The organism is Streptomyces aquilus, from assembly GCF_003955715.1.
GTDB classification, from domain to species: Bacteria; Actinomycetota; Actinomycetes; order Streptomycetales; family Streptomycetaceae; genus Streptomyces; species Streptomyces aquilus.
Map to the genome: position 1 here is coordinate 8031711 of NZ_CP034463.1, position 24775 is coordinate 8056485.

Genomic DNA, 24775 nt, shown 5'->3' on the forward strand with positions numbered 1-24775 from the left:
TCGGCTCGTGCCGGGACGACGTCGGCACCGGCGCGCGGCAAGGCTATGACCGCCACAGCCTTTCGACAAGGGGTTAGGAAAGGGGCTTTATAAAGTCAGTCGCCCAGTACGTCCCGCACGAAGACGTTGGCGAATTTACCGCTCGGGTCGAGGTCACGCGCAAGCCCCCGGAAGTCGTCGAGCCGCGGATAGCGCTCGCGCAGCGCCGCGCCCGGCGTGGTGAACACCTTCCCCCAGTGCGGCCGTGCCGCGAATCCGTCGAGCGCCTCCTCCAGCCGCCGCACCACGGGCAGCACGGCCGCGGTGTCCTCGATCCAGGTGAAGTGCAGGGCCACGGTGTCCCGGCCGTACGCCGGACTCAGCCACTGCTCGTCCGCGGCGACCGTGCGCACCTCGCAGGTCTGGAGCACCCCGGCGACCGTCTCCCGGATGCCGTCGACCGCGTGCAGCGCCGCGACGGCGTGCTCGCGCGGCAGCAGGTACTCCGACTGAAGCTCCGCCCCGCTGCTCGGGGTGAACTCGGCCCGGAAGTGCGGCAGTCGCTGGTGCCAGGGGCCCGCCACCCCGAACTGCTCGGTGCAGTTGACCGCGGGCATCCCCGGCACCGGGTGCAGCTTCTCGGTCGCGGGCGCGGCCCAGGGGAAGTCGGCGAGCGGCTGGTCCACCCGCCGCTTGAGCCACACCTGCCGGAAGCCCGGCGCCCGCCAGTCGGTGAACAGGCTGACGCTGTACGCCGCCGCCATCACCGTCTCGAAGTCCAGCTCCGCCAAGGGGAGTTCGGTGAAGAGGTGCTGTTCGACGTCGTACGACGGCTCCAGGTCCAGCGTCAGCGCGGTGACGACCCCGAGCGCGCCCAGCGAGGTCACCGCACCGCCGAAGCGCTCCTCACCCCGCCCGATCGTGAGCGTCGAGCCGTCGGCGAGGACCAGCTCCACCTCGCGCACCGCGCTCGCCAGCGGGCCGTTGCCCACGCCCGAGCCGTGCGTCCCGGTCGCGACCGACCCGGCGACCGAGATGTGCGGCAGCGACGCCATGTTGGGCAGCGCCAGCCCGTGCGCGTCGACCATGCGGGCCAGTTCCGCGTACCGCACGCCACCGCCGACCCGCACGGTCCGCGCCGCCGAGTCCACGTCGATCACCGGCGGGAACCCGGCGACGGACAGCAGCGTCCCCTCGGCGCCCGGCTCGGCGATCTCGTTGAAGGAGTGCCCGCTGCCCAGCACCCGCACCTTCGTGCTTGCGGCCACGAGCGCCGCGAGCCTGTCGAGCGAGTAGGGCCGGTGCAGCTCCTTCGCGGTGTACGTGATGTTGCCCGCCCAGTTGGTGACCGTGTCCGTCATGCCTGTCGTCCCTCCACGTGAGTGCGTGTGCGTTGACCCTCTCATTCGCCGCCGCCTACGTTGGAAATCGTTTGCTGTCCACGACGCCCAGCGGGAAGGCCCCTTCGTTGCCCGAGCGCCCCCAGGCCCTGTTCGCCATGACCGCCGCCAACGTTCCGCTCGTCTTCCCGCCGGAGGTGCTGGCGCGACTGCGGGCGTCGGTGCACATCGACGAGGGCCTGGTGGCCGAGGACTTCGCCGACCCGCGCGTCCGGGAGGTGCTCGCCCGCACCGAGATCCTCGTCACCGGCTGGGGCTGCCCCCGCCTGGACGCGGCCGTCCTCGACGCCGCCCCGAAACTCCGGGCCGTCCTGCACTCCGCCGGCTCGGTGAAGGGCTTCGCGACACCGGAGGTCTGGCGGCGCGGCATCGTCGTCTCCTCCGCCGCCGTCGCCAACGCGCTGCCGGTCGCCGAGTACACCCTCGCCATGATCCTCCTCGCCGGGAAGGACCTGCTCACCGCCCGCGAGCGGCTGCGCGACACCCGCGTCCACCCCGGCTGGGTCGTCGTCCCCGGCATCGGCAACCTGGGCCGCCGCGTCGGTGTCATCGGCGCCTCCCGCATCGGCCGCCGGGTGCTGGAGCTCCTGCGCCCCTTCGACCTGCGTCCCGCCCTCGCCGACCCGTACGTCGACGCCACCCGCGCGGCCGAACTCGGCGTACCCCTGCTGGAGTTGGACGACCTCCTGCGCACCTCGGACATCGTCACGATCCACGCGCCCGAGACCCCGGAGACCCGCCACCTCGTCGGCCGCCGCGAGCTGGCCCTGATGCCCGACGGAGCGACCCTGATCAACACCGCGCGCGGCGGGCTCGTCGACCACGACGCCCTGATCGCCGAACTGCGCACCGGCCGCCTGAACGCCGTCCTCGACGTCACCGACCCCGAGCCCCTCCCGGCCGACTCCCCGCTCTACGACCTCCCCAACGCGTTCGTCACCCCGCACCTCGCGGGCTCCCAGGGCAACGAACTGGCCCGCCTGGGCGCGACGGTCGCGGAGGAGGCGGCGCGCCTGGGGGCGGGGGAGGGGCTCACCTGTCCGGTGGTGCCGGCGGCGCTGGAGCACGAGGCGTGACCGGCTGCGTTTTTCGTCGATCCAGTCCGGTGTGACTGTCGATATCCGTAAAGATCTGGTGCGCGTGCAGCGATATCAGTAGATTTCGCTGTCATGACCCTCGATCCGCTCCCCGACACCGACCTCACCCGGCACCGCCGCCTGCGCGCACAGGGCAGCCTCGACCGGGCCGACCTGAACGCGATCCTCGACGCCGGGTTCGTCTGCCATCTGGGCGTGCTCGTCGAGGGGCGGCCGCTGGTCGTGCCGACCGTCTACGGGCGGGACGAGCGGTACCTCTACCTCCACGGCTCCGTGGCGAGCCGCAGTCTCGGGGGCGGGACGCCGGTCTGTGTCACCGTCACGCACGTCGACGGTCTCGTTCTCGCCCGGTCCGTCTTCGAGCACGGGGTGAACTACCGCAGCGCGATGATCCACGGCGAGGCCCGCAAGGTCACCGACCCCGAGGAGAAGCTCGAAGGCCTCCGCCGGCTCACCGAACACGCGACGCCGGGGCAGTGGTCGTACGCCCGGCGGCCGAACCGCAAGGAACTCGCCGCCACCACGCTCCTCGCCCTCTCCCTCGAAGAGGCCTCGGTCAAGATCCGCACCGGGCCGCCCGAGGACGGTGACGGCCCCGACGCGGAGCTGGGCCGGTGGGCCGGTGTGCTTCCGCTCACCTCCGTGTGGGGAGCGCCGGTCGCGGACCCCGCACTGGCCGCCGAAACGCCCGTACCGGAACATATCGCTCGGCGCGAGGGGACCCGGTACGCGTGACGGGCGGGCGGGGGCATACCGTGAGGAGTCGAACGCCTTAGCCGGGAGGAGATGACGGATGGGCAGCCGTACCGCGCTGGTCGAAGATCTGATGGAGAGGTTCCCCCACGTACCGCGGGAGGCCGTCTTCAAGGAGGATCTGCTCCGGGGCGGGGTGGCCTTCGACCCGTCCGCCCTCAGTGACAACGAGGGCGGTGAGGTCAAGCCGAAGTCGTACTTCATCTTCTCCTTCGACCACGGCACCCTCCCCGAGCTCGGCGAGGCCGCGCTGCGCCGCCCGCCGGAGGAGATCATCCTCACCGGCGGGCCGTACGACCTGCGCCGCACCGTCGTCTCCGTGCGCGTGAACCCGGCCTCGCCGTACCGCGTCGCCGCCGACGACAGCGGCATGCTCGGCCTCTACCTCGACGGCAAGCGCATCGCCGACGTCGGTGTGCCGCCGATGCCGGAGTACTACAAGCACAAGCTCGCCAACGGGAAGTCCGTGATGGAGGTCGCCCCGACCATCCAGTGGGGCTACCTCATCTATCTGACGGTCTTCCGGGTGTGCCAGTACTTCGGCGCCAAGGAGGAGTGCCAGTACTGCGACATCAACCACAACTGGCGCCAGCACAAGGCGGCGGGCCGGCCGTACACGGGTGTGAAGGACGTCGAGGAGGTCCTCGAAGCCCTGGAGATCATCGACCGGTACGACACCCAGAAGGCGTCGACCGCGTACACGCTCACCGGCGGCGCGATCACCAAGACCGTCTCCGGGCGCGACGAGGCCGACTTCTACGGCCACTACGCCAAGGCCATCGAGGAGCGCTTCCCGGGCCGCTGGATCGGCAAGGTCGTCGCCCAGGCGCTGCCCAAGGACGACGTGCAGCGGTTCAAGGACTACGGCGTGCAGATCTACCACCCCAACTACGAGGTGTGGGACGAGTATCTGTTCAAGATGTACTGCCCCGGCAAGGAGCGCTACGTCGGCCGCGACGAGTGGCACAAGCGCATCCTCGACTCGGCGGAGATCTTCGGCGCGCGCAACGTGATCCCCAACTTCGTGGCCGGTGTGGAGATGGCCGAGCCCTTCGGCTTCAAGACGGTCGACGAGGCGATCGCCTCGACCACGGAGGGCCTGCGCTTCTTCATGTCGCAGGGCATCACGCCCCGCTTCACCACCTGGTGCCCGGAGCCGACGACCCCGCTCGGCAAGGCCAACCCGCAGGGCGCGCCGCTGGAGTACCACATCCGGCTGCTCCAGGCCTATCGCCAGACGATGGAGGAGTTCGGCCTCTCCTCGCCCCCCGGCTACGGTGAACCCGGCGCCGGCCGCGCGGTCTTCTCCGTGAGCTCCTTCATGGACAGCCTGCCGGCACAGGAGCCCGTCGAGGCGTAATCGGCTCCAGACGGAGAAGGCCCGGATCGAGACGTCCGGGCCTTCTTTGCGTATGTATCCAGAAGCGACACCAGAAGGAACAGGCGCAACAGGCACAACAAGGGCAACATGACGTGGGCGTGCGTCAACTCCCGGTAACCGGATTTGAATAGCCCGCTTGTCAGTTGTGTGGGACCCGTGAAAAGCTCGTGCACTGTCGCGAGGTTCCCCACAACTCCGTTGCCAATAAGGTGAGTTGACCTCGCTCTGGATGCAGGAGACCGATGCCCGACCTGCCGACCCCTCATGACGCCGCCGAGGCCGCCCTGTTCTCGGAGTGCTGGGACGCGGTCCTCTCCTATGCCGACCTGTGCACGTCCGGGTCCACCGCGGCCAACCAACTGTCCACGGAGGCCTTCGCGCTCGGCATGCGCGAGGCCCGGGCGGCCGAGGCGGGTCCGGGCCGGGGTGCCGGCCGGCGGGCGCCCCGGCTGCCGATGATCCCGCTGCTGCTGACCGCGGTACGGACCACGGCGGCCGCCTGGGAGACCGGCGGACAGGGACACAAGCTCGACCCCGACCTGCGGCTCTGGCTCAACTCCGAGAAGGCCGACCGCTACACCGGCCCGCCGCTCCAACGCCCGCTCGCCCTGCGCGGGTTGCGCGACATGCAGGAACACGACGCCGACCTGCTCTGGCTGGCCGAGGTCGAGGCGCTGCCGCTGTCCGTGGTGGCCCGCCGGCTCGGCCTCGACCCGGCCACCGTGTCCGAGGAACTCGCCCAGGTGCGCGGCCTGTTCAGGGACCGCAGCCACCGCAACCACCTCGACACCCCGATGGCCGCGCAGTGCCGCAGCTACGCCCGGCTCCTCGACGCGGTCACCCGGTCCGCCGGCGCCGACACCCCCGAGGATCTCTCCCGGCACCTCGCCACCTGCGTGCAGTGCGCCGAGGCCGCCGCCTGTCTGCGGCTGCACGGCGGCGGGCTGCCCGCGGCGCTCGCGGGCGGGGTCATCGGCTGGGGCGGCCTCGCCTACCTGGAGCGCCGCCGCCGGGCCGCCGAGGTGCGGCTGGGCGCCGGACGCCCGGAACCGGCCGACGCCGGGCCGCCGAACCCCGGGGCGCAGAAGGCGCGGGTCGTGCGCAACGGCCTCCTCGTCACCGCCGTACTGGTGTCGCTGCTGGCGCTCGGCGTCTCGATGATGCCGTTCGGCAAGGGCGGCATGGACGACGGCGCCGCGAGCCCCGGCGACTCCGCCGACCGCCAGCCCGTCGCGGCCGACCCCGGCACCACCCTGCCGTCCGCGAGCGGCAGCCCGTCGGGCTCCCCGACCCCCACCGCGAGTGACACCCAGGGCTCGCCCACCCGGAAGAACCCCGACCCCGAACCCCAGGGCACCACCTCCTCCGCCCCGCAGGACGACGACAAACCGGCGCCGGGCCCGACGACCCCGCGCGCCGCCTGCACCTACAAGTACACGCTCGTCAACCAGTGGCCCGACGGCTTCCAGGCCACCGTGACCGTCACCCCCGCGGACGCCCTCGACGACTGGCGGGTCGCCTGGTCCTTCAAGGACGGCCAGAAGGTCGGCGAGATGTGGGACGCGAACTTCTCCCAGAGCGGCTCCCGCGTCACCGCCACCGCCGCCGACTACAACAGGACCGTCGCGGCGGGCGCCGACCTCGCCTTCGGCTTCATCGCCTCCTGGCAGGGGACCAACTCGCCCGGGTACGACGTGACGTTGAACGGGCAGGCCTGCACGAAGGCCTGATTAATTCGGTTGACGGGACCGAGGGTGCCCCCGATACGGTGTGGATGTTCCCAGCCGGACGGGCTGGCCGAGCGAGTTCTTTCGAGGAGGTGTCGACCGATGGCTGTCACTGCGATGAGCGCTGCCCGCATCCAGATCATCACGTCCACCTCCGTGGCCACCGGCTGACCTCACTCACCTTCCTTGCCGGGGCCCCTTCGAAGGGTCACCCTTGACTTCCTCCAGCTCCACTTCCTCTGCTGTTTTCTCCGCGCTCGCTCCCTACGGCTGGGACGACGCATGGGCGGACGAGTTCGCCCCCTACGACGCCGAAGGACTGCTCGCCGGGCGGGTCGTCCGCGTCGACCGCGGGCAGTGCGACGTCGTCACCGCCGACGGGATGCTGCGCGCCGACACCGCGTTCGTCACCCCGCACGACCCGCTGCGGGTCGTGTGCACCGGCGACTGGGTCGCCGTCGAACCCGGCGGCACCCCGCGCTACGTACGGACGTATCTGCCGCGCCGTACCGCCTTCGTGCGCTCCACCTCCTCCAAGCGTTCCGAGGGGCAGATCCTCGCCGCCAACGTCGACCACGCGATCGTCGCCGTGTCGCTGGCCGTCGAACTCGACCTCGGCCGCATCGAGCGCTTCCTCGCCCTCGCCTGGGAGAGCGGCGCCCAGCCCGTCGTCGTGCTCACCAAGGCCGACCTCGTCCCGGACGCCGTGACGCTCGCGCATCTCGTCCAGGACGTGGAGACCACGGCGCCGGGCGTGCCGGTGCTGACCGTCAGCGCCGTGGACGGGGACGGGCTCGATGTCCTCACCGCGGTGATCTCCGGCGGCACGTCCGTGCTGCTCGGGCAGTCCGGCGCCGGGAAGTCGACCCTCGCCAACGCCCTGATCGGCTCGGACGTCATGGAGGTCCAGGCCGCCCGTGACGTCGACGGGAAGGGACGGCACACCACCACGACCCGCAATCTGCTCGCCCTGCCCGGCGGCGGAGTCCTCATCGACACACCCGGGCTGCGAGGGGTCGGGCTCTTCGACGCCGAGAGCGGCGTCGGGCAGGTGTTCGCCGAGATCGAGGAGCTCGCGGGGGACTGCCGGTTCCATGACTGCGCGCACGAGAGCGAGCCGGGGTGCGCGGTGCTCGCCGCGATCGACTCCGGTGAGCTGCCCGAGCGGCGGCTGGAGAGCTATCGGAAGCTGATCCGGGAGAACCAGCGGATCGTCGCCAAGACCGATGCGCGGGTCCGTGCGGAGCTTCGGCGGGAGTGGAAGAAGAGGGGGGCCGAGGGGAAGGCGGCGATGGAGGTGAAGCGGGGGCGGTGGGCTTAGCGCCTACGGGGGTGCCGCTTGGGGTTGTGGGGCGGCTGCGGGCCGGTTGTGGCTGGTCGCGCCCACGCGGCGGAGCCGCACATTGATACAGCCCCGCGCCCCTGGGTTGCTCATCAGTGCGGTGTCTGAAATCCGCCAGCCGCGTTTTCGTCCCTCAGCCACACTGGAACCTGTGATGGACGAAGACACCAGGTACGAAGCCGTGCGCAGCCGGGACGGGCGGTTCGACGGCGAGTTCTTCTTCGCCGTCTCCACCACCGGGATCTACTGCCGGCCCAGCTGTCCCGCCGTCACGCCGAAGCGGCGGAACGTGCGGTTCTTCGCGACCGCCGCCGCCGCTCAGGGCTCGGGGTTCCGGGCCTGTCGGCGGTGTCGGCCGGACGCCGTGCCGGGGTCGGCGGAGTGGAATGCGCGCGCCGATGTGGTGGGGCGGGCGATGCGGCTGATCGGGGACGGGGTCGTCGACCGTGAGGGCGTCGCCGGACTCGCCGGGAGGCTGGGATACAGCGCCCGGCAGGTCCAGCGGCAGCTCACCGCCGAACTCGGCGCCGGGCCGGTCGCCCTCGCCCGGGCCCAGCGCTCCCACACGGCACGCGTCCTGCTCCAGACCACCGAGCTGCCGGTCGCGCAGGTGGCCTTTGCCGCCGGATTCGCCAGCGTCAGGCAGTTCAACGACACGATCCGCACCGTGTACGCCTCGACGCCGAGCGAGCTGCGCGCCGCCGCCCCCGGCGCGCGTCGTACGGCCACCCCGTCGGCCGGGGTGCCGCTGCGGCTCGCCTACCGGGGCGCCTACCAGTCCTCCGCCGTCTTCGACGTCCTGGCCGCCGAGGCCGTACCAGGCGTCGAGGAGGTCGGCGGGGCTCCCGGGAGGCGGGTCTACCGGCGGACACTGCGGCTGCCGTACGGCACCGGGATCGTCGCCGTCGACGAACGGCCCCGGGGCTGGCTCGACGCCCGGCTGCACCTCACCGACCTGCGCGACCTGACGACCGCCGTCGGCCGGCTGCGGCGGCTTCTCGACCTCGACGCCGATCCGTACGCCGTCGACGAGCGGCTCGGCGCCGATCCGAGGCTCGCTCCGCTGGTCGCCGCCCGGCCCGGGCTGCGGTCACCCGGGGCGGCCGATCCCGAGGAGCTCGCGGTGCGGGCCCTCGTCGGGACCGAGGAGGCCGAGCGGCTCGTACGGCGGTACGGCAAGGCCCTCGACGCGCCCTGCGGCAGCCTCACGCACCTGTTCCCCGAGGCCGCCGCCCTCGCCCAGGCCGACGGCCCCGTCGCGACCCTCGCCGCCGCCCTCGCCGACGGTGACCTGCGGCTCGACCCGGGCGCCGACCGCGACGACGCGCAGGCCGCCCTGCTCGCCCTGCCCGGCATGGACGCCCGCACGGTCGCCGTCATCCGCACCCGCGCCCTCGGCGACCCGGACGTCGCCCCGCCCGACCTCGACCTCCCCGACAGCTGGCGCCCCTGGCGCTCGTACGCCCTGCAACACCTGCGCACCGCAGGGGAGTTGGAGCACCGATGACCCTCTACTGGACGACCGTCGAAAGCCCGGTCGGGCCGCTGCTGCTCACCGCCGAGCCGGGCGGCGCGCTCACCTCCCTGTCCGTTCCCGGGCAGAAGAACGGGCAGATCGTGCAGGCGAGTTGGCGGCGTGACCCCGGCCCCTTCCGTGCCGCCCAGGAGCAGCTCGACGCCTACTTCGCCGGGGAACTCAAGGAGTTCCGGCTGGAGTTGCGGGCCGAGGGCACCGCCTTCCGGGAGCGGGTCTGGGCCGCGCTCGACGACGTTCCGTACGGGGCGACGGTCACGTACGGCGAGATCGCCGCCCGTGTCGGGGCATCGAGGGCCGCCGTGCGGGCGGTGGGCGGCGCGATCGGCGCCAACCCGCTGCTGATCGTCCGGCCCTGCCATCGGGTGATCGGCGCGGACGGGTCGATGACCGGGTACGCGGGCGGGCTGGAGCGCAAGACCGCGCTACTCACCCTGGAGGGTGTCCTCTAGGCCCCAGCTGTGGATCCGCCGCGGATGGATGCGGATGACCTCCTCGCTGAAGTGCGCGCCCAGGTCGTGCGGGCCCACCAGCAGCTCGGCCTCACCGCGGATGTCGATGCCCCGCACCTTCCAGGGCCGCAGGCTGACGATGTCGTCGACGACGAGCGCGACCTTCGGGTTCTTCCGCAGGTTGCGCCACTTCTTGCTGCGACCCATCTGGTAGCCGCCGACCAGGATCGTCCCGTCGTCCTGCGGGAAGAAACCGACCGGGTTCGCCTGCGGCTGCCCCTGCGGATCGACGGTGGCGAGCCGCCCCAGCCGCTGCGACCTCAGATACGCGCGTTCGGCCTCGCTGAATTCGGTCATGCGGCCACCCAAACACGCCCGTCCCACCGGCACATCGGTTCCTGGGCCTAGACCCGTGGACCTACGTCAGCCCCAGATCACCGCCCCCAGCCAAGCGCCCGCGATCAGCAGGCACGTGAACAGTTCCGTCAGCACGCTGGAGCCGCCCGAGCGCATCACCGTGCGCAGCGCCGCGACCGCCTCCCCGTGCCGGCCGAGGCGCAGGCGTTCATGCAGGTAGACGCCGCCCATGAAGCCGGGGATCGCGCCCAGCACGGGGATCAGGAAGAAGCCCAGGAACGCGCCGACACCGGCGTACACGCCCATCCGGGGCGTCGCGCCGCTCGTGCGCAGGCGGCGCGGTGGCAGCGCCCAGCGCACCACCTGGGACAGGAACAGCACGACGGTGGCCCCCACCAGCACCCACCACGCGACGGGCCGCGGATCCTTCAGCGCCCACCACGAGACCGCGGCCCACACGAGCCACGATCCCGGCAGCCCGGGCACGAGCACTCCGCACAGGCCGAGCAGGAGGACCAGGCCGACCAGCAGGAGGTCCCACACTCCCATGCGTCCAGGGTGCCCGACGGCCGGAGAAACCGCAGGTCAGAAAGGTTCGCCCAGGTCACTCCCGGGCCACCCACCCCCGCTCGTGGGCATGCCACCCCAGCTGCAACCGGGTCGTCACGCCCGCCAGCTCCATCAGCCGCCGCACCCGGCGCTGCACGGTCCGCAGCCCCAGGTCGAGCTGTTTGGCCACGCTCGCGTCGGTCATCCCGGCGAGCAGCAGCGACAGCACCTCCAGATCCGTCGCGTCGGGGGCGTCGGCCGCCTCCTCCGTCAGCCCGGAGACGCCCAGACGCAGCGGCAGCGCCTGACGCCACACCGACTCGAACAGCCCCGACAGCAGCTCCAGCAGCCCGCTCGCGTGCACGACCAGCGCGGCCGGCTCCGCCGTGTGCGAGGTCAGCGGTACGAGCGCCTGGACACGGTCGGCGACGACCAGCTTCGTCGGCACCCGGTCCACCACCCGTATCTCCTCGTCCCGGCCCAGCGCGGCGGACAGCTCGCCGATGCCGTCCGGCAGATCGAGGACCGACCGCTCGACCACCACCCGGTAGCGCACCCCGCGCCCGGCCGCCTGCTCCTCGGCGTCGTTCTCCCCGCCGGAGACCACCGCCGGATTGCCCGTGACCAGGGCGCACACCTCCTCGGTGGCCCCCAGCTGCAACTGTAGGAACCGCTGCGCCACCGCGGCCGCCCCGATCACCACCTCGACCAGGTCGTGCACGGCGGGTTCGGCCGCCGCAGCCCGGTACTCCTCGGCGAGCAGCGCCGCCGCCAGCTCCGCCTTGTCCAGCTCGTGCCGCTGCTGGGTGAGCAGCGCGCCCAGCGCCACACCCGGGGGAGCGGCCACCCAGCGGCCGGGGCGGGCGGAGGACTGGGCCGCGAGTCCATGGCGTTCGAGGCGGCGCAGGGCACGCTCCGTGTCGTGCTCGGCGAGCGTCAGCCGCCGCGCGAGATCGGGCACGTCGGCCGCGCCCACGGACACCAGTGCCCGGTACGCCGACTCGTGCGTCTCGTCCAGCCCCAGCACACCCAGCATCAACGACCCCTCCCCGGCAGCGCCGTGGCGGGAACCGGCCACGGCGCAAACCCGCCTCGGCACATCATCGCCGCACCACCCGCCCCTCTGCCATCGTGGCGCCACCGCAGCATCAACCACCGTCCGCAAGGCCCGCCTCGGGCCTCTTCGGCCTGCGCGTTTCGCGTACCCGGGCATGCGGCGACACGGCAGGAGAGCGATCTTGGCGAGAGCGATACGCCGTACGGCCATGGGGGCGGCGACCGCCGTCGTCCTGGCCGTCACGACCGCCGCGCCCACGCACGCGGCCGACCACGACGGACCGAGACCGCTGACCGGCAGCCGGGCCACCCCCGGCTCCGGCGCCGTCGTCACCCTCGTCACCGGCGACCGGGTCCTCGTCACGAAGGACGGGGCCGTCGCCCTGCCCGGCGAGGACGGCAGGACCCCCTTCACCCAGACCCGCCAGGACGGCGACGACCTCTACGTCTATCCCGAGGGCGCGATCGAGGCGCTGGCCGCCGGACGCGTGGACGAGGAGCTGTTCAACGTCACCGGCCTGGTCCGGCAGGGCTACGACGACGCCCACGCCGACACGCTGCCGCTGATCGCGACGTACGACCGCGCCGTCACCGCCCGCAGCGTCCCGACGACCCCGCGCGGCGCCGCACGCGACCGGGTGCTCGGCTCGATCGACGGCGTGGCGCTGGACGCGGACAAGGAGAAGGCCGGCGCCTTCTGGGACGACGTCAACCAGGGGTCCCTCAAGAAGCTGTGGCTGGACGCCAAGGTGTCGGCCACCCTCGACCGGTCGACCAAGCAGGTCCACGCCCCGGAGGCCTGGGCCGCCGGCTACGACGGCAAGGGCACCAAGGTCGCCGTCCTGGACACCGGCGTCGACGCCGACCACCCCGACCTCAAGGGCCGGATCGGCGCGTCGCGGAACTTCACCGACTCGGCCGACACCGACGACCACCAGGGTCACGGCACCCACACCACCTCCACCGTCGGCGGCACCGGCGCCGCGAGCGGCGGCAGGAAGAAGGGGGTCGCGCCCGGCGCCGAGCTGCTCAACGGCAAGGTCCTCAACGACGGTGGCTACGGCGAGACTTCGTGGATCATCGCCGGCATGCAGTGGGCCGTCGAGCAGGGCGCCGACGTGGTCTCCATGAGCCTCGGCAACCCCGACGAACGGGACTGCACCGACCCGATGGCCCAGGCCACCGAGGAACTCGCGCGCTCCCACGAGGACACCCTCTTCGTCATCGCGGCCGGCAACTCCGGACCCGGCAACAACACGGTCTCCTCGCCGGGTTGCGCCCCGAGCGTCCTCACGGTCGGCGCCGTCGACCGCGACGACGCGACCGCGAACTTCTCCAGCCGCGGCCCGGTCTACGGCGCCCACACCCTCAAGCCCGAGATCACCGCCCCGGGCGTCGGCATCTCCGCCGCCAACGCGGGCGGGCGCGGGGTGTACGCCTACCAGTCCATGAGCGGTACGTCGATGGCGACCCCGCACGTCGCGGGCGCCGCCGCCATCCTCAAGCAGCGTCACCCGGACTGGAATGCCGCCCGCATCAAGGCCGCCCTCGTCTCCGCCGCCGACGCGGACATCCCCGGCGACGTCCGCGAGACCGGCGGCGGCCGCCTCGACGTCAAGGCCGCCCTCGACCAGACGATCCTCGGCACACCCGCCGTCCAGGCCGGCACCTACAACTGGCCGCAGGACAAGAGCGACCGCACCACCGTCGCCGTGCCGTACACCAACACCACGGACAAGGCAGTGGAGTTGAAACTGTCGGTGACGGGGATCACCGGCAACGACGGCTCCACCGTCCGCTCACCCGTGGCCCGCCTGAGCTCGACGTCGGTCACCGTGCCGGCCGGGAGAACGGTCGAGGTCCCGCTCCGCGTCGACCCCACGGCCACGCTCCAGCGCGCCCAGTACGGCGACATCACGGGCAGGGTCCGCGCGGAGGCCGCCAACGGCGTCCGCGTCTCCACCCCCTTCTCCCTCTACGTCCAGCCCGAGACGGTCACCCTGCGTGTCAAGCTGATCGACCGCCACGGCGACCCCGCCACCGGCGCCTCCTCCGTCGACGTCATCGGCACCGACGACGCCACCGGCGAACGCCGCTTCAACGACGGCGCCGTCGACCAGACGTACACGATCCGCCCCGGCGGCTACTTCCTCTCCAGCTTCATCACCACCCCCGAGACCGAGGGCACGCTCTACAACTCCCTCGCCTACCTCGCCCGTCCGCAGCTGGAGGTCCGCGGGGACACCACCGTCGTCCTCGACGCCCGCAAGGCCCACCGCCTCAGCGTCCGCACGGACCAGCCGACCGAACTCCGCGGCGCCACGCTCGGTTTCGCCCGCTCGTGGGACGACACCTGGCTGCACGGCGGCACCGCGGCAGGCGGCCGCACCCTGCGCGGCTACTACGCCTCCGTCGACGGCAAGGCCACCGACGGCAGCTTCGAGTTCGACAGCTTCTGGCGCGCCGCGGCCCCGCAGCTCACCGAACTCGCGGTCGTGGGCGGGCAGAAGCTCCACCCGGTGACCGCGTCGACGAGCTCCGTGAACCTGGACGGCAAGGGCCGGGCGGCGCTCTATTACGCCAAGTCCGGTACAGAAGAGGACTTTTCGGGCGCCAAGGGCAAGATCGCACTCGTCAAGCTCCCGGACGACGGCGGCGCCTACGAGGTCGCGAACCGCGCGAAGGCGGCCGGCGCCGTGGCGCTCCTCGGCTACCGCGAGGCGCCGGGCCGCTGGTACCCCTCGGACGGCTTCGTCGGCGGCACGCTGCCGATCCTCGGCATCCCGACGGAGGAGGCGCGGGCGCTGCTCGCGGCCGGAACCGACGTGACCCTGCGCTGGACGGCCACGGCGAAGAGCCCGTACGTCTACAACCTCGCCTACCCGGAGACGGGACAGCTCCGCGGCGACCGCGTCTACCACGCCCGTGACCGGGAGTTGGCGGCGACGAAGGCGACGTACAAGTCGATGTCGGGCGGAGCGACGGACCACATCGACCTCCCGTCGATGACCCGCCCGAGCGGCCTGTCCGGCTACTTCGGCGACATCGAGACCGTCCCCGCGCCCTTCACCCGCACCGAGTACCGCACGCCGGGCACGACCGGCTGGGGGCACCAGCTGTCCAGCAGCTTCCCGTGGGGCGAGTTCATGATCGACCCCGTGCGGACGTACGAGAAGGGCGAGCGTCGTCAGGAGGAGTGGTACGGCGGTGTCCTCGCGCCGACCGGCCCCCTCGACGACACCGGCACCGAGGCACTGGCCGCGGAACGCCAGGGCAACCTCATCGGCGTCGCCCCCGCGTTCTACGGCGACGGCCAACACATGGGCGTCCAGGGCAGTTTCGGCGACCTGGGCAGCATGGTCCTGAAGCGGAACGGCGAGACCATCGGCGACAGCCCTTACCCGTTCGGGGTGTTCACGGTCCCGGCGCAGGAGTCGTCGTACGAACTCACCCTGAACACGGCGAAGTTCGGCCAGCCGGCCCGCGTCTGGAACCGCACCACGCAGACGACCACGACCTGGACCTTCCGCTCGGCCCTCGACGAGAACGCCTACTCCCAGGGCATCCCGCTGCTCTTCCCGCACTACGCCCTCCCCGAGGACGGCCTCAAGACCCTCCCCGCGAAGGACGGTCAGCGCATCACGCTCACGGCGACGGGCCACGCGGGCTACCACCCGGGCGCGTTGACCGCGGCGAAGCTCGCCTACTCCTACGACGGCGGCGAGACCTGGACCGAGGCGCGGACGGAGCAGCGCGGCGGGGCCTGGCAGGCCGTCGTCGACCACAGCTCCGCGACAGGAAAGCAGGTCACCCTCAGGACCGACCTGACCGACGCCAACGGCAACTCGGTCACCCAGATCGTGACCCGGGCCTACGACGTGCGCTAGCACGTAGGGGATCGCGGGCCCGGGTCACCCGGACGTCGCCGGGCGGTTCTCCCGTGGGGGGTGGGACCGCCCGGCGACCTGTTTCGCACGACCTGCTGATTTTCCGGTTGCCCCGTTTTCATCCGGCCCTCGCGGTGGACAATTAGGGGCATGAGCCATCAGGGGGGAAGGCCCACCGGCCACGAGGACGACTGGTGGGGACAGCTGTACGACGACAAGACCGAGGACGCGGGCCCGACCACGGCCCCGGACACGCTGGACGACAGGTACGAGTCGGCAGCGGGAACGGTGAACGGCGACGCGGAGCGGGCTGAGATCCCTGCGCAGGATGCTGGGGCCCTCGCACGACCTGCGGACCTCCCGGCGCCGCCTGCCGGGGTCCCCGCACGGCCTGCGGAGCTCCCCGCACGGCCTGCGGGCAACTCCGCGCAAGCTGCGGGCAGTCGTGCCGCTGGGGCGGCACGGGTGGGCGCAGGCGGCACCCCGCCAGCGCGGGCAAGCGAATCCCACCCCCCAGCACCGCCCCCGGCCGACAGTGACCCCCCGCCCACCGAAACCCCCGTACGCACCGCCACCCGCCTGGACCTCCCCACCCTTCCCCCACCCCCCGTCACCTACCTCGGCTCAGGCCCGCCCACCTACGAACCCGAACCCACCGCCCTCCCACCGGCGAACCCCGACGAACTCGACGACCTCGTCGCCGACACCGTCCTCGACGGCGCCCACTACGGCTCCTGCACCCTCCGCGCCGCCTCCGTCCGCGGCGACTCCGCCCGCTTCCGCGGCGAACCCCGCCGCGACTCCCTCCTCACCGCCCGCTTCGGCACCGGCGACCACGCCTTGGTCCTCGTCGCGATGGCCACCGGCGCGAGGGCCACCCCCGGCGCCCACCGGGCCGCCGCCGAGGCCTGCCACTGGATCGGCAGGGCCGTGGGCCGCAGTCACGCCCGGCTCGCCGAGGACATCAGGGCCGCCCGCCGCGGCGACCTCAAGTCCGGCCTGCACCGCCTCACCGACCGCAGTCTCGGCAAACTCCGCGCCAGCGCCGTCGAACAGGGCATCGACCCGGAGGAGTACTCCGCCACCCTGCGCTGTCTGCTCCTGCCCGCCGACACCGACTGCCGTACCCGCGTCTTCTTCGGCGTCGGCGCGGGCGGCCTGTTCCGCCTCCGGGACGGCGAGTGGCAGGACATCGAGCCGCGCGTCACCGACGCCACCGGCGAACCGGTCGTCGGCTTCGGCTCACTGCCCGCCGAGACCCCCGAGGGCGACCGGCTCACCATGGACCTCGGCATCCCCACCCCGCCGAGCCCCTACGAACCCGCCCCCGAGCCACCCCGCGAACCGTTCCGGTTCCGCGCCTCGGTAGCCCGCCCGGGTGACACGCTCCTGATGTGCAGCGGCGGTCTCGCGGAGCCGCTGCGCGGCGAGCCGGAGCTGGGCGCGTACCTCACGGGACGGTGGTCCGGCCCCACCGCGCCGGGCCTCGCGGCGTTCCTCGCCGACACCCAGGTCCGGGTGAAGGGCTACGCCGACGACCGTACGGCGGCCGCCGTGTGGGAGGCGTAACCGCGGCCGGTGTGGATACATGGACTCATGGCCAAGCAGAACGTCGCCGAACAGTTCGTGGACATCCTCGTGCGCGCCGGTGTGAAACGCCTCTACGGCGTCGTCGGCGACAGCCTCAACCCGGTCGTCGACGCCGTGCGCCGCAACCGCGCCATCGACTGGGTGCACGTCCGGCACGAGGAGACCGCCGCCTTCGCCGCCGGGGCGGAAGCCCAGGTCACCGGCAAGCTGGCCGCCTGCGCCGGCTCCTGCGGCCCCGGCAACCTGCACCTGATCAACGGCCTGTACGACGCCCACCGCTCCATGGCGCCCGTCCTCGCCCTCGCCTCGCACATCCCCTCCAGCGAGATCGGCCTCGGCTACTTCCAGGAGACCCACCCCGACCAGCTGTTCCGTGAGTGCAGCCACTACAGCGAGCTGATCTCCAGCCCGAAGCAGATGCCGCGCCTGCTCCAGACGGCCATCCAGCACGCGGTCGGCCGCAGCGGCGTCAGCGTCGTCTCCCTCCCCGGCGACATCGCCGACGACCCCGCCCCGGACAAGCCGCTGGAGACCGCCCTCGTCACCTCCCGGCCCACGGTCCGTCCGGGCGACGCCGAACTCGACGCGTTCGTCCGCATGATCGACAAGGCCGAGAAGATCACTCTGTTCTGCGGCAGCGGCACGGCCGGCGCGCACGCCGAGGTCATGGAGTTCGCGCAGAAGGTCAAGTCCCCGGTGGGGCACGCACTGCGGGGCAAGGAGTGGATCCAGTACGACAACCCGTTCGACGTCGGCATGAGCGGTCTGCTCGGCTACGGCGCCGCCTACGAGGCCACCCACGAGTGCGACCTGCTGATCCTGCTCGGCACCGACTTCCCGTACAACGCGTTCCTGCCCGACAACGTCAAGATCGCCCAGGTCGACGTCCGTCCCGAGAACCTGGGCCGGCGTTCGAAACTCGACCTCGCGGTGTGGGGCGACGTGAAGGAGACCCTGCGCTGTCTGACCCCGCGGGTGAAGGAGAAGCAGAACCGGCGCTTCCTCGACAAGATGCTCAAGAAGCACGCCGACGCCCTGGAAGGCGTGGTCAAGGCCTACACCCGCAAGGTCGAGAAGCACGTCCCGATCCACCCCGAGTACGTGGCCTCCGTGCTCGACGAACTCGCCGACGACGACGCCGTGTTCACGGTCGACACCGGCATGTGCAACGTCTGGGCCGCCCGCTACATCTCCCCGAACGGCCGCCGCCGGGTCATCGGCTCCTTCTCGCACGGCTCCATGGCCAACGCGCTGCCGATGGCGATCGGCGCCCAGTTCACCGACCGCAGGCGCCAGGTCGTGTCGATGTCCGGCGACGGCGGATTCTCCATGCTGATGGGCGACTTCCTCACCCTGGTCCAGTACGACCTCCCGGTGAAGGTCGTCCTCTTCAACAACTCCTCGCTGTCCATGGTCGAGTTGGAGATGCTGGTCGCGGGACTCCCGTCGTACGGCACCACGAACAAGAACCCCGACTTCTCCGCCGTCGCCCGCGCCTGCGGTGCCTACGGCGTCCGCGTCGAGAAGCCCAAGGAGCTCGCGGGGGCGTTGAAGGACGCCTTCAAGCACAAGGGCCCCGCCCTCGTCGACGTCGTCACCGACCCCAACGCCCTGTCCATCCCGCCGAAGATCAGCACCGAGATGGTCACCGGCTTCGCCCTCTCCGCCTCGAAGATCGTCCTCGACGGCGGGGTGGGCCGCATGCTCCAGATGGCCCGCTCCAACCTGCGGAACGTGCCCAGGCCCTAATCTCCGGAGACCCACTTCCGGTTCGAGTAGTCGTACGAATACTGCGGCAGCTGCTTGTCGCCCGTCGTGCGGAACGGGCTGCCGTGGTCGTCGATGCGGACGGTGCCGGTGCGGCCCTGGGAGGACCAGTCCAGTTCGAGGTACCAGGTGCAGTCGCAGCCGACGGTCCGCGCGGTGACCAGCAGGATCTCCGGGTCCTCGGCGGAGACGCGGTACGGCATCCGGATCGCCGGGATCTCGTTCTCGCCGTCGTTGCCGGCCTCCGAGCGGGCGATCGGCCGGTCCGCGTCGAGGTCGACGGAGAACATACGGGGCGTGAGCGCGCCACCGCAGCCGTTGTCCATGGCGTACGAGTTGCCCCCGGCCGGGGCCGCACGCCCGACCACCCGCACCCGGAGCGCGTCGAGGACCACGGCCGTGGAACTGCGCCCCTGCACGGAGATCTGGACCATCGTCTCGCCGCCGTGCAGCGCGCCCTGCGCCGCCGCCCAGACCGCGGCGTCCTGCGCGACCGGTGGCGGTGGCACCTGCGTCGACGGCTTGTCGATGACGTAGCGGTGGCCGCAGCCCGCGTTCCAGACATGGGAGTTGACCGTCCAGGACAGCGGCACGGCGGCCCCCGGGCCGGCCCCGCCGGTGGGGCTGCCGCCGCCCTTGGCGGTCGGGCCGGCGTGCGGGCGGCCGGTGCCGGAGGCGGACGGCGAGGAGGTTCCCCGGTCCGGGGAGGCGGACGGACTCGGCTTCTTCTTCGACGCCGTGGGGTCCGGTGACGCGGAGGTGGCCGAGCTGGTGACGGGCGCGTCGGTGGGGCTCACGGAGTCGGCGGCGGAGGAGCGGCCGTCCGAGAGGGCGGACAGGCTGCCGAGCGTGGCGATCAGCGCGACGGCCGCGGCCGAGGCGACCAGGGTGCGCCGACGCCGGTACCAGGGGCGGGGGCCGGGCGGCTCGGGCAGCCGCAGTGCGGTGACGGGGGCGACCTCGTCCGCCTCGACGGTCGAGTCAAGGGTCGGCTCGACGGCGGGTGCGGCGTTCGCTTCGACGCCCGGCTCGACGGCCGGTGCGGGGTTCGCGACGCTCGGCTCGACGGCCGTCTCGACGTCGGTCTCCGCCGGGTCCGGTGCAGGCGTCGGCGCGGGCTCCTGCGGGCGGGACCGCTGTCGTGCCGCCACCGCGAGCAGCCAGCGCCGGTGGAGTTCGTGCCGTTCCTCCGGCGTCGCCCCGCACAGCGCCGCGAACCGCTCCACGCGGGCGAAGTCCACCGGGACCGTCTCACCGGCGCAGTACCGGTGCAGCGTCGAGGTGTTCATGTTCAGGCGGCGGGCCAACTGGCCGTAGCTGCGGTCCGTCCGTTCCTTCAGCCGCGCCAGCAGCGCCGCGAACTCCGCCACCTCGTCTGCGTCGTGCTGCTCCGACACCGTTGTCCCGCCCCCGTTCCGCCGTCCCAGGCACTCGCATCTCTGCAGGTCACATGGCCTGGGATGGTTCCACCCGCACACATCGGCCGTCAGCGGTTGCGCCGGCTGCCTGTGACCGCTGATGCTCTTGGTGTCGCACCGAGCGGACCGGACCGACCAACCACCCCGGGCGACACGCTACTTACTCGCACATCTTCTCGCACTCACTCGTACACGGGGGACACACCCATGCCCATGCGCAACCGAGCCGGCGCGCTCCTCGCCGTCGCCGCCACCGGACTCGCCCTCGGCGCGACGCTCGCCTCACCCGCGGACGCCGCCCCGAAGACGTCTCCGAAGTTCCTGTCGGCGTCCGAACTGCCGCCGCACCCCTCGTCCTCCTGGACGGCCGGCAAGGTCACCGACGGCGTCCCGGACGGCCTGCTGTCCTGCCTCCAGGACACCATGCCCGGCTACGACTCCCGGTACCGCGCCTTCCACACCGACCTGGACACCGGCGCCCTCCAGCTCACGATCGTCGTCGGCGACACCACCAAGGCCAAGGCCCTCGCCACCCGGCTGAACAAGGACATCCAGACCTGCCCCACGCAGTTGGAGCAGGCCGACCCGGAGGTCGAGGCCACCCACCGGGACTACGGGACGCTGCCGGTCGAGGAGGGCGCCCGCGTCCACGGTCTGCACATCGAGGGCTCCTGGGGCTCCTCCGACATCCACCTGCTCTCCGTAGGCCGGGACGGCAAGACCGTCACGGTCGTGCAGTGGGGGCAGCTGGGCGACTTCGCCGACGCGCCCGTGAAGGCGTTCCGCAAGACGACGACCACCGCGGTGAACAAGCTCTACTGAGTCCACCCGAAGAAGCGGGGCCGCCCTCTCGCCACGGGGGTCGGGAGGGCGGCACCCGCCGCAAGTCCGGTACCGGGCTGGTGAATTCCAGCCACTTTCACCGAGGGGGGATCGGCGGCCAGCGTGGCGTGACCTGCCGCGCCGGCCGCCCCTTTTCCCGGCCGGGTACGGCCTCCCGCGCAGACGCGGATGGGCAGTTCGTCCGAGGCGCGTCGGTCAGGGTGTCTCGCCTGCGCGGGGGTCCGAGGCCCCGCCGTACCGCCGGATCGGCCGGTCGTCACGAACGCCGATGAACGGCCCCGGTCGCGCTCGTGGCGACGGGGCGCTGCCACGGAGCACGCCGTCGGAGGCGACGCCCACCGTGTCGTAGCGGCTGTGCCCGGCCCGCGACCTTGGCCGGTCCTGGCGCCCACCCCGTCCCGAGGCAGGCGCCGGCGCCAACCGGAACGACCTCCTCGACCAGCGCTTTCCCCGGGCCCCGCCGCCCGCGCGGATCTTCGCACCGCCCCGCGGAACGCACGGCACATGCCAACCGGGGGAACCGGCGGCACGCCCGCCCCGCGCCGGCCCCGCCGCCACCGCGGTCCGGCCGCGCTCCACAGCGCCTCGAAGGGCGCACGAGGAGCGGTGCGGGCGAGGTCGCGCGCCCGGCCCGGCACCCCAGAACCATGGCTGAACACCTGGTCGTTGATGATTCGACATGACTGCGGCGTGAACGACGGGGCATGGATCCCCGTGAACGTGTTCGAGCAGGAGGGGAACCGACATCGGCACGCGGGCGGGGGTCATGAAGAGGCAGGCACGAGGAGGCGGTCCCACGGCGATCGGGGCCTTCTCGGCGGAGACGGTGGAGGACAGGGCCATGAGCGCCGGCGAACCGGCGCAGGCCGTATCGCTACGGCGCAGACTCGGGCGGGCGGATCTGCGGGCGGTGCCCGAAGTACGCCGGCAACTGCGCGAATTGTTACGGCAGTGGGGGAGGCCCGGACGATCGGAGATAGCGGAACTGCTCACCAGCGAGCTCGTCACCAACGCGCTCGTCCACACCGACCACGACGCGGTCCTGACGGCCACCGTCGGACCCCGTGGACTGCGGGTGGAGGTACGGGACTTCGTGGCCCGCAGACCCAGACTGCGCGTACCGAACGCCGACGACGGTACGCACGGCCGAGGCCTGTTCCTCGTGCAGTCCCTCGCCGACGCGTGGGGCGTACGGGCGCACGGCGTGGGGAAGGCGGTGTGGTTCGAGCTCGACGCGGGCGCCGCGTGACGGACGAACGCGAGGGGGGTACGGCCACCGGGCCGTACCCCCCTCGCGTGGTCCCCCTGGGGGACTTAACCGAACTGCTGCTCAAGGTCCTTGAGCTTGCGCTCCAGGGAGTCGAGCCGCGGCAGGGCCATGGTGTCGTCCTCCGCGGTGAGGTCGACGGTGATCGGCTCAGTACTTTGACGGACCGGCTGAAGGGACGGACGAGAGCGCACGGGCAGTGGTTCCGGCGTCGTCGCTATGGCAGGCTCCGCGGTGGCCCGGTCATCGCCGCCGCCCCGCTCCAGAGCCTCCACCTGCCGGCCGCCACCGCGGCCGATGAACCCGCGGTGACCCCGGCTGATCGCCTTGAGCTGGGCGCGCTCCAGACGGTCCGCCTCGCGGCGGCGCAGCCGGTTCTCCTCCTTCTGCCGCTTGTCCTCGCGGACCTCGTCCACCGCCTCGTCGAGGCTGCGCACGTTCTCCAGCAGCATCAGCGACCAGGCCTTGTACGTCTCACGCGGCGCCCGCAGCCAGCGGACCACACGGATCTGCGGCAGCGGACGGGGCACCAGACCCTGCTCGCGCAGTGCCGCCCGGCGCGTCTGCTTCAGCGCGCGGTCGAACAGGACGGCGGCCGACAGGGACATGCCGGAGAAGAACTGCGGCGCGCCGTCGTGGCCGAAGCCCCTGGGCGCGTGCACCCAGTTGAACCACGCCGCGGCACCCGCGAACGTCCACACGAGTATCCGGGAGCCGAGCGCCGCGTCACCGTGGCTGGCCTCGCGCACCGCGAGCACCGAGCAGAACATCGCCGCGCCGTCCAGGCCGAACGGGACCAGGTACTCCCAGCCGCCGGATAGGTTCAGGTTCTGCTGGCCGAAGCCGACCAGGCCGTGGAAGGAGAGGGCGGCGGCGACCGCCGCACAGCAGAACAGCAGGACATAGGAGGCGGTGCCGTATATGGCCTCCTTGCGCCGCCGGCGCTCCTCGCTGCGCTCCCAGGAGTCGTCCTTCGCGTGCTCCCCGCCGGACCGCTTGCTCCGCGCCAGCACCGCCATCGCCGCGACCATGCCCAGGAGCAGTACGGCGCCCGGAAGCAGCCAGTTCAGCGATATGTCGGTCAGTCTCATCTGGGGTCCCTTGCATTGGGATAGGGCGTAACGCCCGCCATAGTGGCCCAATCCCACCGGCCCTCAGGGGGTTTCGGGGCAAGAGGCCGCCAAGGAGGTGCAAGGGATTGCCCAGGGCGGCGTTCTGCTCGAACTGCCGCATGAGGGGCGGGAGTTGAGTTCGAATAAGACTACCCGTACGGGTGGTTCCACGGAAAGTTCCTGCGGCAGGTGAGGAAATTGTGAATCGCCTGTAACCCGCTGGGAGTCCTGTTCGCCGGTGATCTTACGGGACCGGCCGGCGCGGCCGTCCCCCGGGGGGTGTCAACTGGCGGCTTCCGCCAGCAGCTTGACGACCCGATCGGTGTCGCAGGTGCGCGGGCAGGTGGCGCAGGTGTCCTGCGGCGCGAGCGTGTAGTACATGCAGCAGCTGACCCGGTCCCTGGTGGGCAGCGCCTCACCGGCCGGGCCGGTCAACTCGCGGAAGGCCGCGGTGCCGACGTACGGCTTGGTCGTGCCCGGCAGCAGCAGCTCCAGCTCGCGCTCGGCCCGCCGCTGCTCGTGCTCGCCGAACAGCCCGGCGACGTACCAGAGCCCCTCCACCACCTCGTCGGTCACCATGCCCCACAGCGCCCGCCCGCGCCGCCGCATCCGCGGCCCGAATCCGGCGAGCAGCGGCTCCATGTGCTCGGCGACGGCCTCCCGCACCTCGGCGCGCAGCGCCTCCTCGTCCGGGACCACCCGGGCGCCGGGCAGCGCCGCGGCCGGATCGCCCGGCAGACAGGCGAAGGCGCCGGTCCGCACGGCGAAGTCCATCGGGCCCCGGGTGCGGTCGTACGACACCTGCGCCACGGGGAAGCGGGGCACCCGGCGGTGCAGGAACCAGGGCAGCGTGATCAGCAGGCAGGCGGGCCACGCGTACCGGTGCAGTCCGAAGCTCGCGATGACGTCCGGCCGGCCGGGCCGCCCGTGATCGCGTCGCACCTGTGCGTCGTCCCACATCAGAAAGGCGTCCAGTCCGGCCCCGCCCGCCGCGAGCGCGTCGGCGCCGACCCAGCCGTCGCCCCGCGGTGCTGCCTCCCCGGGCCCCAGCTCTCGCACCGTCATGCCCGGAAAGGCCTCGGTCAGACGGTGGTAGGCGTCCGTGAGGGCCGAGGCGGGAGCGGTCATGCGGGGCCACCAATCCAAGACAGTTGTGCGACTGTGTTGCACAGGTGTTCTGAAGGTAAGCCTCACCTTACCCATGGTTGTCACGCTTTGAACCGTCGGCTTCTGCGCCTATGGTGCTTGACGGGCGAGTAACAAC

19 protein-coding genes are annotated in these 24775 nt (G+C 72.1%); 12 read left to right on the forward strand and 7 right to left on the reverse strand.

Features of this window, described 5'->3' with window-relative positions:
- Positions 1–95: 95 nt before the first annotated feature.
- Positions 96–1340, reverse strand: a complete 1245-nt coding sequence (locus EJC51_RS36855; RefSeq protein WP_126275013.1) for an FAD-binding protein — start codon at positions 1338–1340, stop codon at positions 96–98.
- 107 nt (positions 1341–1447) lie between these two features.
- Between EJC51_RS36855 and EJC51_RS36860 the strand changes: the two genes are divergently transcribed.
- From EJC51_RS36860 to EJC51_RS36890, 7 genes are all read left to right on the forward strand, one after another.
- Entirely contained in the window at positions 1448–2455 is a 1008-nt protein-coding gene (locus EJC51_RS36860; protein WP_126275014.1) for a hydroxyacid dehydrogenase, read from the forward strand.
- 93 nt (positions 2456–2548) lie between these two features.
- Positions 2549–3211, forward strand: a complete 663-nt coding sequence (locus tag EJC51_RS36865; protein ID WP_126275015.1) for a pyridoxamine 5'-phosphate oxidase family protein — start codon at positions 2549–2551, stop codon at positions 3209–3211.
- A gap of 58 nt (positions 3212–3269) precedes the next feature.
- Positions 3270–4589, forward strand: coding sequence for a radical SAM protein (locus EJC51_RS36870; protein WP_079311253.1), 1320 nt, complete (start codon positions 3270–3272; stop codon positions 4587–4589).
- A 263-nt stretch (positions 4590–4852) separates the two neighbouring features.
- Positions 4853–6340: a cellulose-binding domain-containing protein gene (locus EJC51_RS36875; protein ID WP_126275016.1), complete on the forward strand. Its 1488-nt coding sequence runs from the start codon at positions 4853–4855 to the stop codon at positions 6338–6340.
- Positions 6341–6551: 211 nt separating this feature from the next.
- Positions 6552–7658 carry a ribosome small subunit-dependent GTPase A gene (gene rsgA, locus EJC51_RS36880; protein WP_126275017.1) on the forward strand — a complete coding sequence of 369 codons (1107 nt, stop codon included), beginning with the start codon at positions 6552–6554 and terminating at the stop codon, positions 7656–7658.
- A 175-nt stretch (positions 7659–7833) separates the two neighbouring features.
- On the forward strand, positions 7834–9186 hold the full coding sequence (locus EJC51_RS36885; RefSeq protein WP_126275018.1) for a DNA-3-methyladenine glycosylase 2 family protein: 1353 nt from the start codon (positions 7834–7836) through the stop codon (positions 9184–9186).
- Positions 9183–9665: a methylated-DNA--[protein]-cysteine S-methyltransferase gene (locus EJC51_RS36890; protein WP_126275019.1), complete on the forward strand. Its 483-nt coding sequence runs from the start codon at positions 9183–9185 to the stop codon at positions 9663–9665. The genes EJC51_RS36885 and EJC51_RS36890 overlap by 4 nt, the downstream gene beginning before the upstream one ends.
- Here EJC51_RS36890 and EJC51_RS36895 read toward each other — a convergent pair.
- From EJC51_RS36895 to EJC51_RS36905, 3 genes are all read right to left on the reverse strand, one after another.
- The gene (locus EJC51_RS36895; RefSeq protein ID WP_126275020.1) at positions 9639–10022 is read right to left on the reverse strand and encodes a PPOX class F420-dependent oxidoreductase; all 384 of its coding nucleotides are present in this window, start codon (positions 10020–10022) and stop codon (positions 9639–9641) included. The genes EJC51_RS36890 and EJC51_RS36895 overlap by 27 nt on opposite strands.
- 66 nt (positions 10023–10088) lie before the next feature.
- Entirely contained in the window at positions 10089–10571 is a 483-nt protein-coding gene (locus EJC51_RS36900) for a DUF456 domain-containing protein (RefSeq protein ID WP_126275021.1), read from the reverse strand.
- A gap of 55 nt (positions 10572–10626) precedes the next feature.
- Complete coding sequence (locus EJC51_RS36905) at positions 10627–11607, reverse strand: helix-turn-helix transcriptional regulator (protein WP_126275022.1); 981 nt, start codon at positions 11605–11607, stop codon at positions 10627–10629.
- Positions 11608–11836: 229 nt separating this feature from the next.
- On the opposite strand from EJC51_RS36905, the gene EJC51_RS36910 reads away from it, so the two are divergent.
- The 3 genes from EJC51_RS36910 (at position 11837) to EJC51_RS36920 (ending at position 18853) form a co-directional block, all read left to right on the forward strand.
- Positions 11837–15514 (forward strand): S8 family peptidase, encoded by a 3678-nt coding sequence (locus EJC51_RS36910; protein ID WP_244363512.1) that lies wholly within the window; start codon positions 11837–11839, stop codon positions 15512–15514.
- A gap of 150 nt (positions 15515–15664) precedes the next feature.
- Positions 15665–17083: a protein phosphatase 2C domain-containing protein gene (locus tag EJC51_RS36915; RefSeq protein ID WP_126275024.1), complete on the forward strand. Its 1419-nt coding sequence runs from the start codon at positions 15665–15667 to the stop codon at positions 17081–17083.
- A 27-nt stretch (positions 17084–17110) separates the two neighbouring features.
- The gene (locus EJC51_RS36920) at positions 17111–18853 is read left to right on the forward strand and encodes a pyruvate dehydrogenase (protein ID WP_126275025.1); all 1743 of its coding nucleotides are present in this window, start codon (positions 17111–17113) and stop codon (positions 18851–18853) included.
- Here the strand turns inward: EJC51_RS36920 and EJC51_RS36925 are convergent.
- The gene (locus tag EJC51_RS36925) at positions 18850–20268 is read right to left on the reverse strand and encodes a helix-turn-helix domain-containing protein (RefSeq protein ID WP_126275026.1); all 1419 of its coding nucleotides are present in this window, start codon (positions 20266–20268) and stop codon (positions 18850–18852) included. The two genes, EJC51_RS36920 and EJC51_RS36925, sit on opposite strands and share 4 nt — an antisense overlap.
- A 234-nt stretch (positions 20269–20502) precedes the next feature.
- Between EJC51_RS36925 and EJC51_RS36930 the strand changes: the two genes are divergently transcribed.
- Positions 20503–21111: a hypothetical protein gene (locus tag EJC51_RS36930; RefSeq protein ID WP_341870695.1), complete on the forward strand. Its 609-nt coding sequence runs from the start codon at positions 20503–20505 to the stop codon at positions 21109–21111.
- A gap of 862 nt (positions 21112–21973) precedes the next feature.
- The gene (locus tag EJC51_RS36935) at positions 21974–22381 is read left to right on the forward strand and encodes an ATP-binding protein (protein ID WP_244363004.1); all 408 of its coding nucleotides are present in this window, start codon (positions 21974–21976) and stop codon (positions 22379–22381) included.
- Positions 22382–22446: 65 nt separating this feature from the next.
- Here the strand turns inward: EJC51_RS36935 and EJC51_RS36940 are convergent, their stop codons facing one another.
- Both EJC51_RS36940 and EJC51_RS36945 read right to left on the reverse strand, forming a co-directional pair.
- Positions 22447–23490: a DUF2637 domain-containing protein gene (locus EJC51_RS36940; protein WP_126275028.1), complete on the reverse strand. Its 1044-nt coding sequence runs from the start codon at positions 23488–23490 to the stop codon at positions 22447–22449.
- A 303-nt stretch (positions 23491–23793) separates the two neighbouring features.
- Complete coding sequence (locus tag EJC51_RS36945) at positions 23794–24639, reverse strand: (2Fe-2S)-binding protein (RefSeq protein ID WP_126275029.1); 846 nt, start codon at positions 24637–24639, stop codon at positions 23794–23796.
- Positions 24640–24775 lie beyond the last annotated feature (136 nt).

Bases quoted from the DNA above. Each gene is read 5' to 3' on its own strand.
- EJC51_RS36905 (WP_126275022.1), bottom strand. From the start codon at position 11,607: ATGCTGGGTGTGCTGGGGCTGGACGAGACGCACGAGTCGGCGTACCGG.
- EJC51_RS36915 (WP_126275024.1), top strand. From the start codon at position 15,665: ATGAGCCATCAGGGGGGAAGGCCCACCGGCCACGAGGACGACTGGTGG.
- EJC51_RS36890 (WP_126275019.1), top strand. From the start codon at position 9,183: ATGACCCTCTACTGGACGACCGTCGAAAGCCCGGTCGGGCCGCTGCTG.
- EJC51_RS36865 (WP_126275015.1), top strand. From the start codon at position 2,549: ATGACCCTCGATCCGCTCCCCGACACCGACCTCACCCGGCACCGCCGC.
- EJC51_RS36910 (WP_244363512.1), top strand. From the start codon at position 11,837: ATGGGGGCGGCGACCGCCGTCGTCCTGGCCGTCACGACCGCCGCGCCC.
- EJC51_RS36900 (WP_126275021.1), bottom strand. From the start codon at position 10,571: ATGGGAGTGTGGGACCTCCTGCTGGTCGGCCTGGTCCTCCTGCTCGGC.
- EJC51_RS36875 (WP_126275016.1), top strand. From the start codon at position 4,853: ATGCCCGACCTGCCGACCCCTCATGACGCCGCCGAGGCCGCCCTGTTC.
- EJC51_RS36870 (WP_079311253.1), top strand. From the start codon at position 3,270: ATGGGCAGCCGTACCGCGCTGGTCGAAGATCTGATGGAGAGGTTCCCC.
- EJC51_RS36895 (WP_126275020.1), bottom strand. From the start codon at position 10,022: ATGACCGAATTCAGCGAGGCCGAACGCGCGTATCTGAGGTCGCAGCGG.
- EJC51_RS36930 (WP_341870695.1), top strand. From the start codon at position 20,503: ATGCGCAACCGAGCCGGCGCGCTCCTCGCCGTCGCCGCCACCGGACTC.
- EJC51_RS36855 (WP_126275013.1), bottom strand. From the start codon at position 1,340: ATGACGGACACGGTCACCAACTGGGCGGGCAACATCACGTACACCGCG.
- EJC51_RS36920 (WP_126275025.1), top strand. From the start codon at position 17,111: ATGGCCAAGCAGAACGTCGCCGAACAGTTCGTGGACATCCTCGTGCGC.
- EJC51_RS36885 (WP_126275018.1), top strand. From the start codon at position 7,834: ATGGACGAAGACACCAGGTACGAAGCCGTGCGCAGCCGGGACGGGCGG.
- EJC51_RS36945 (WP_126275029.1), bottom strand. From the start codon at position 24,639: ATGACCGCTCCCGCCTCGGCCCTCACGGACGCCTACCACCGTCTGACC.
- EJC51_RS36935 (WP_244363004.1), top strand. From the start codon at position 21,974: ATGAGCGCCGGCGAACCGGCGCAGGCCGTATCGCTACGGCGCAGACTC.
- EJC51_RS36940 (WP_126275028.1), bottom strand. From the start codon at position 23,490: ATGAGACTGACCGACATATCGCTGAACTGGCTGCTTCCGGGCGCCGTA.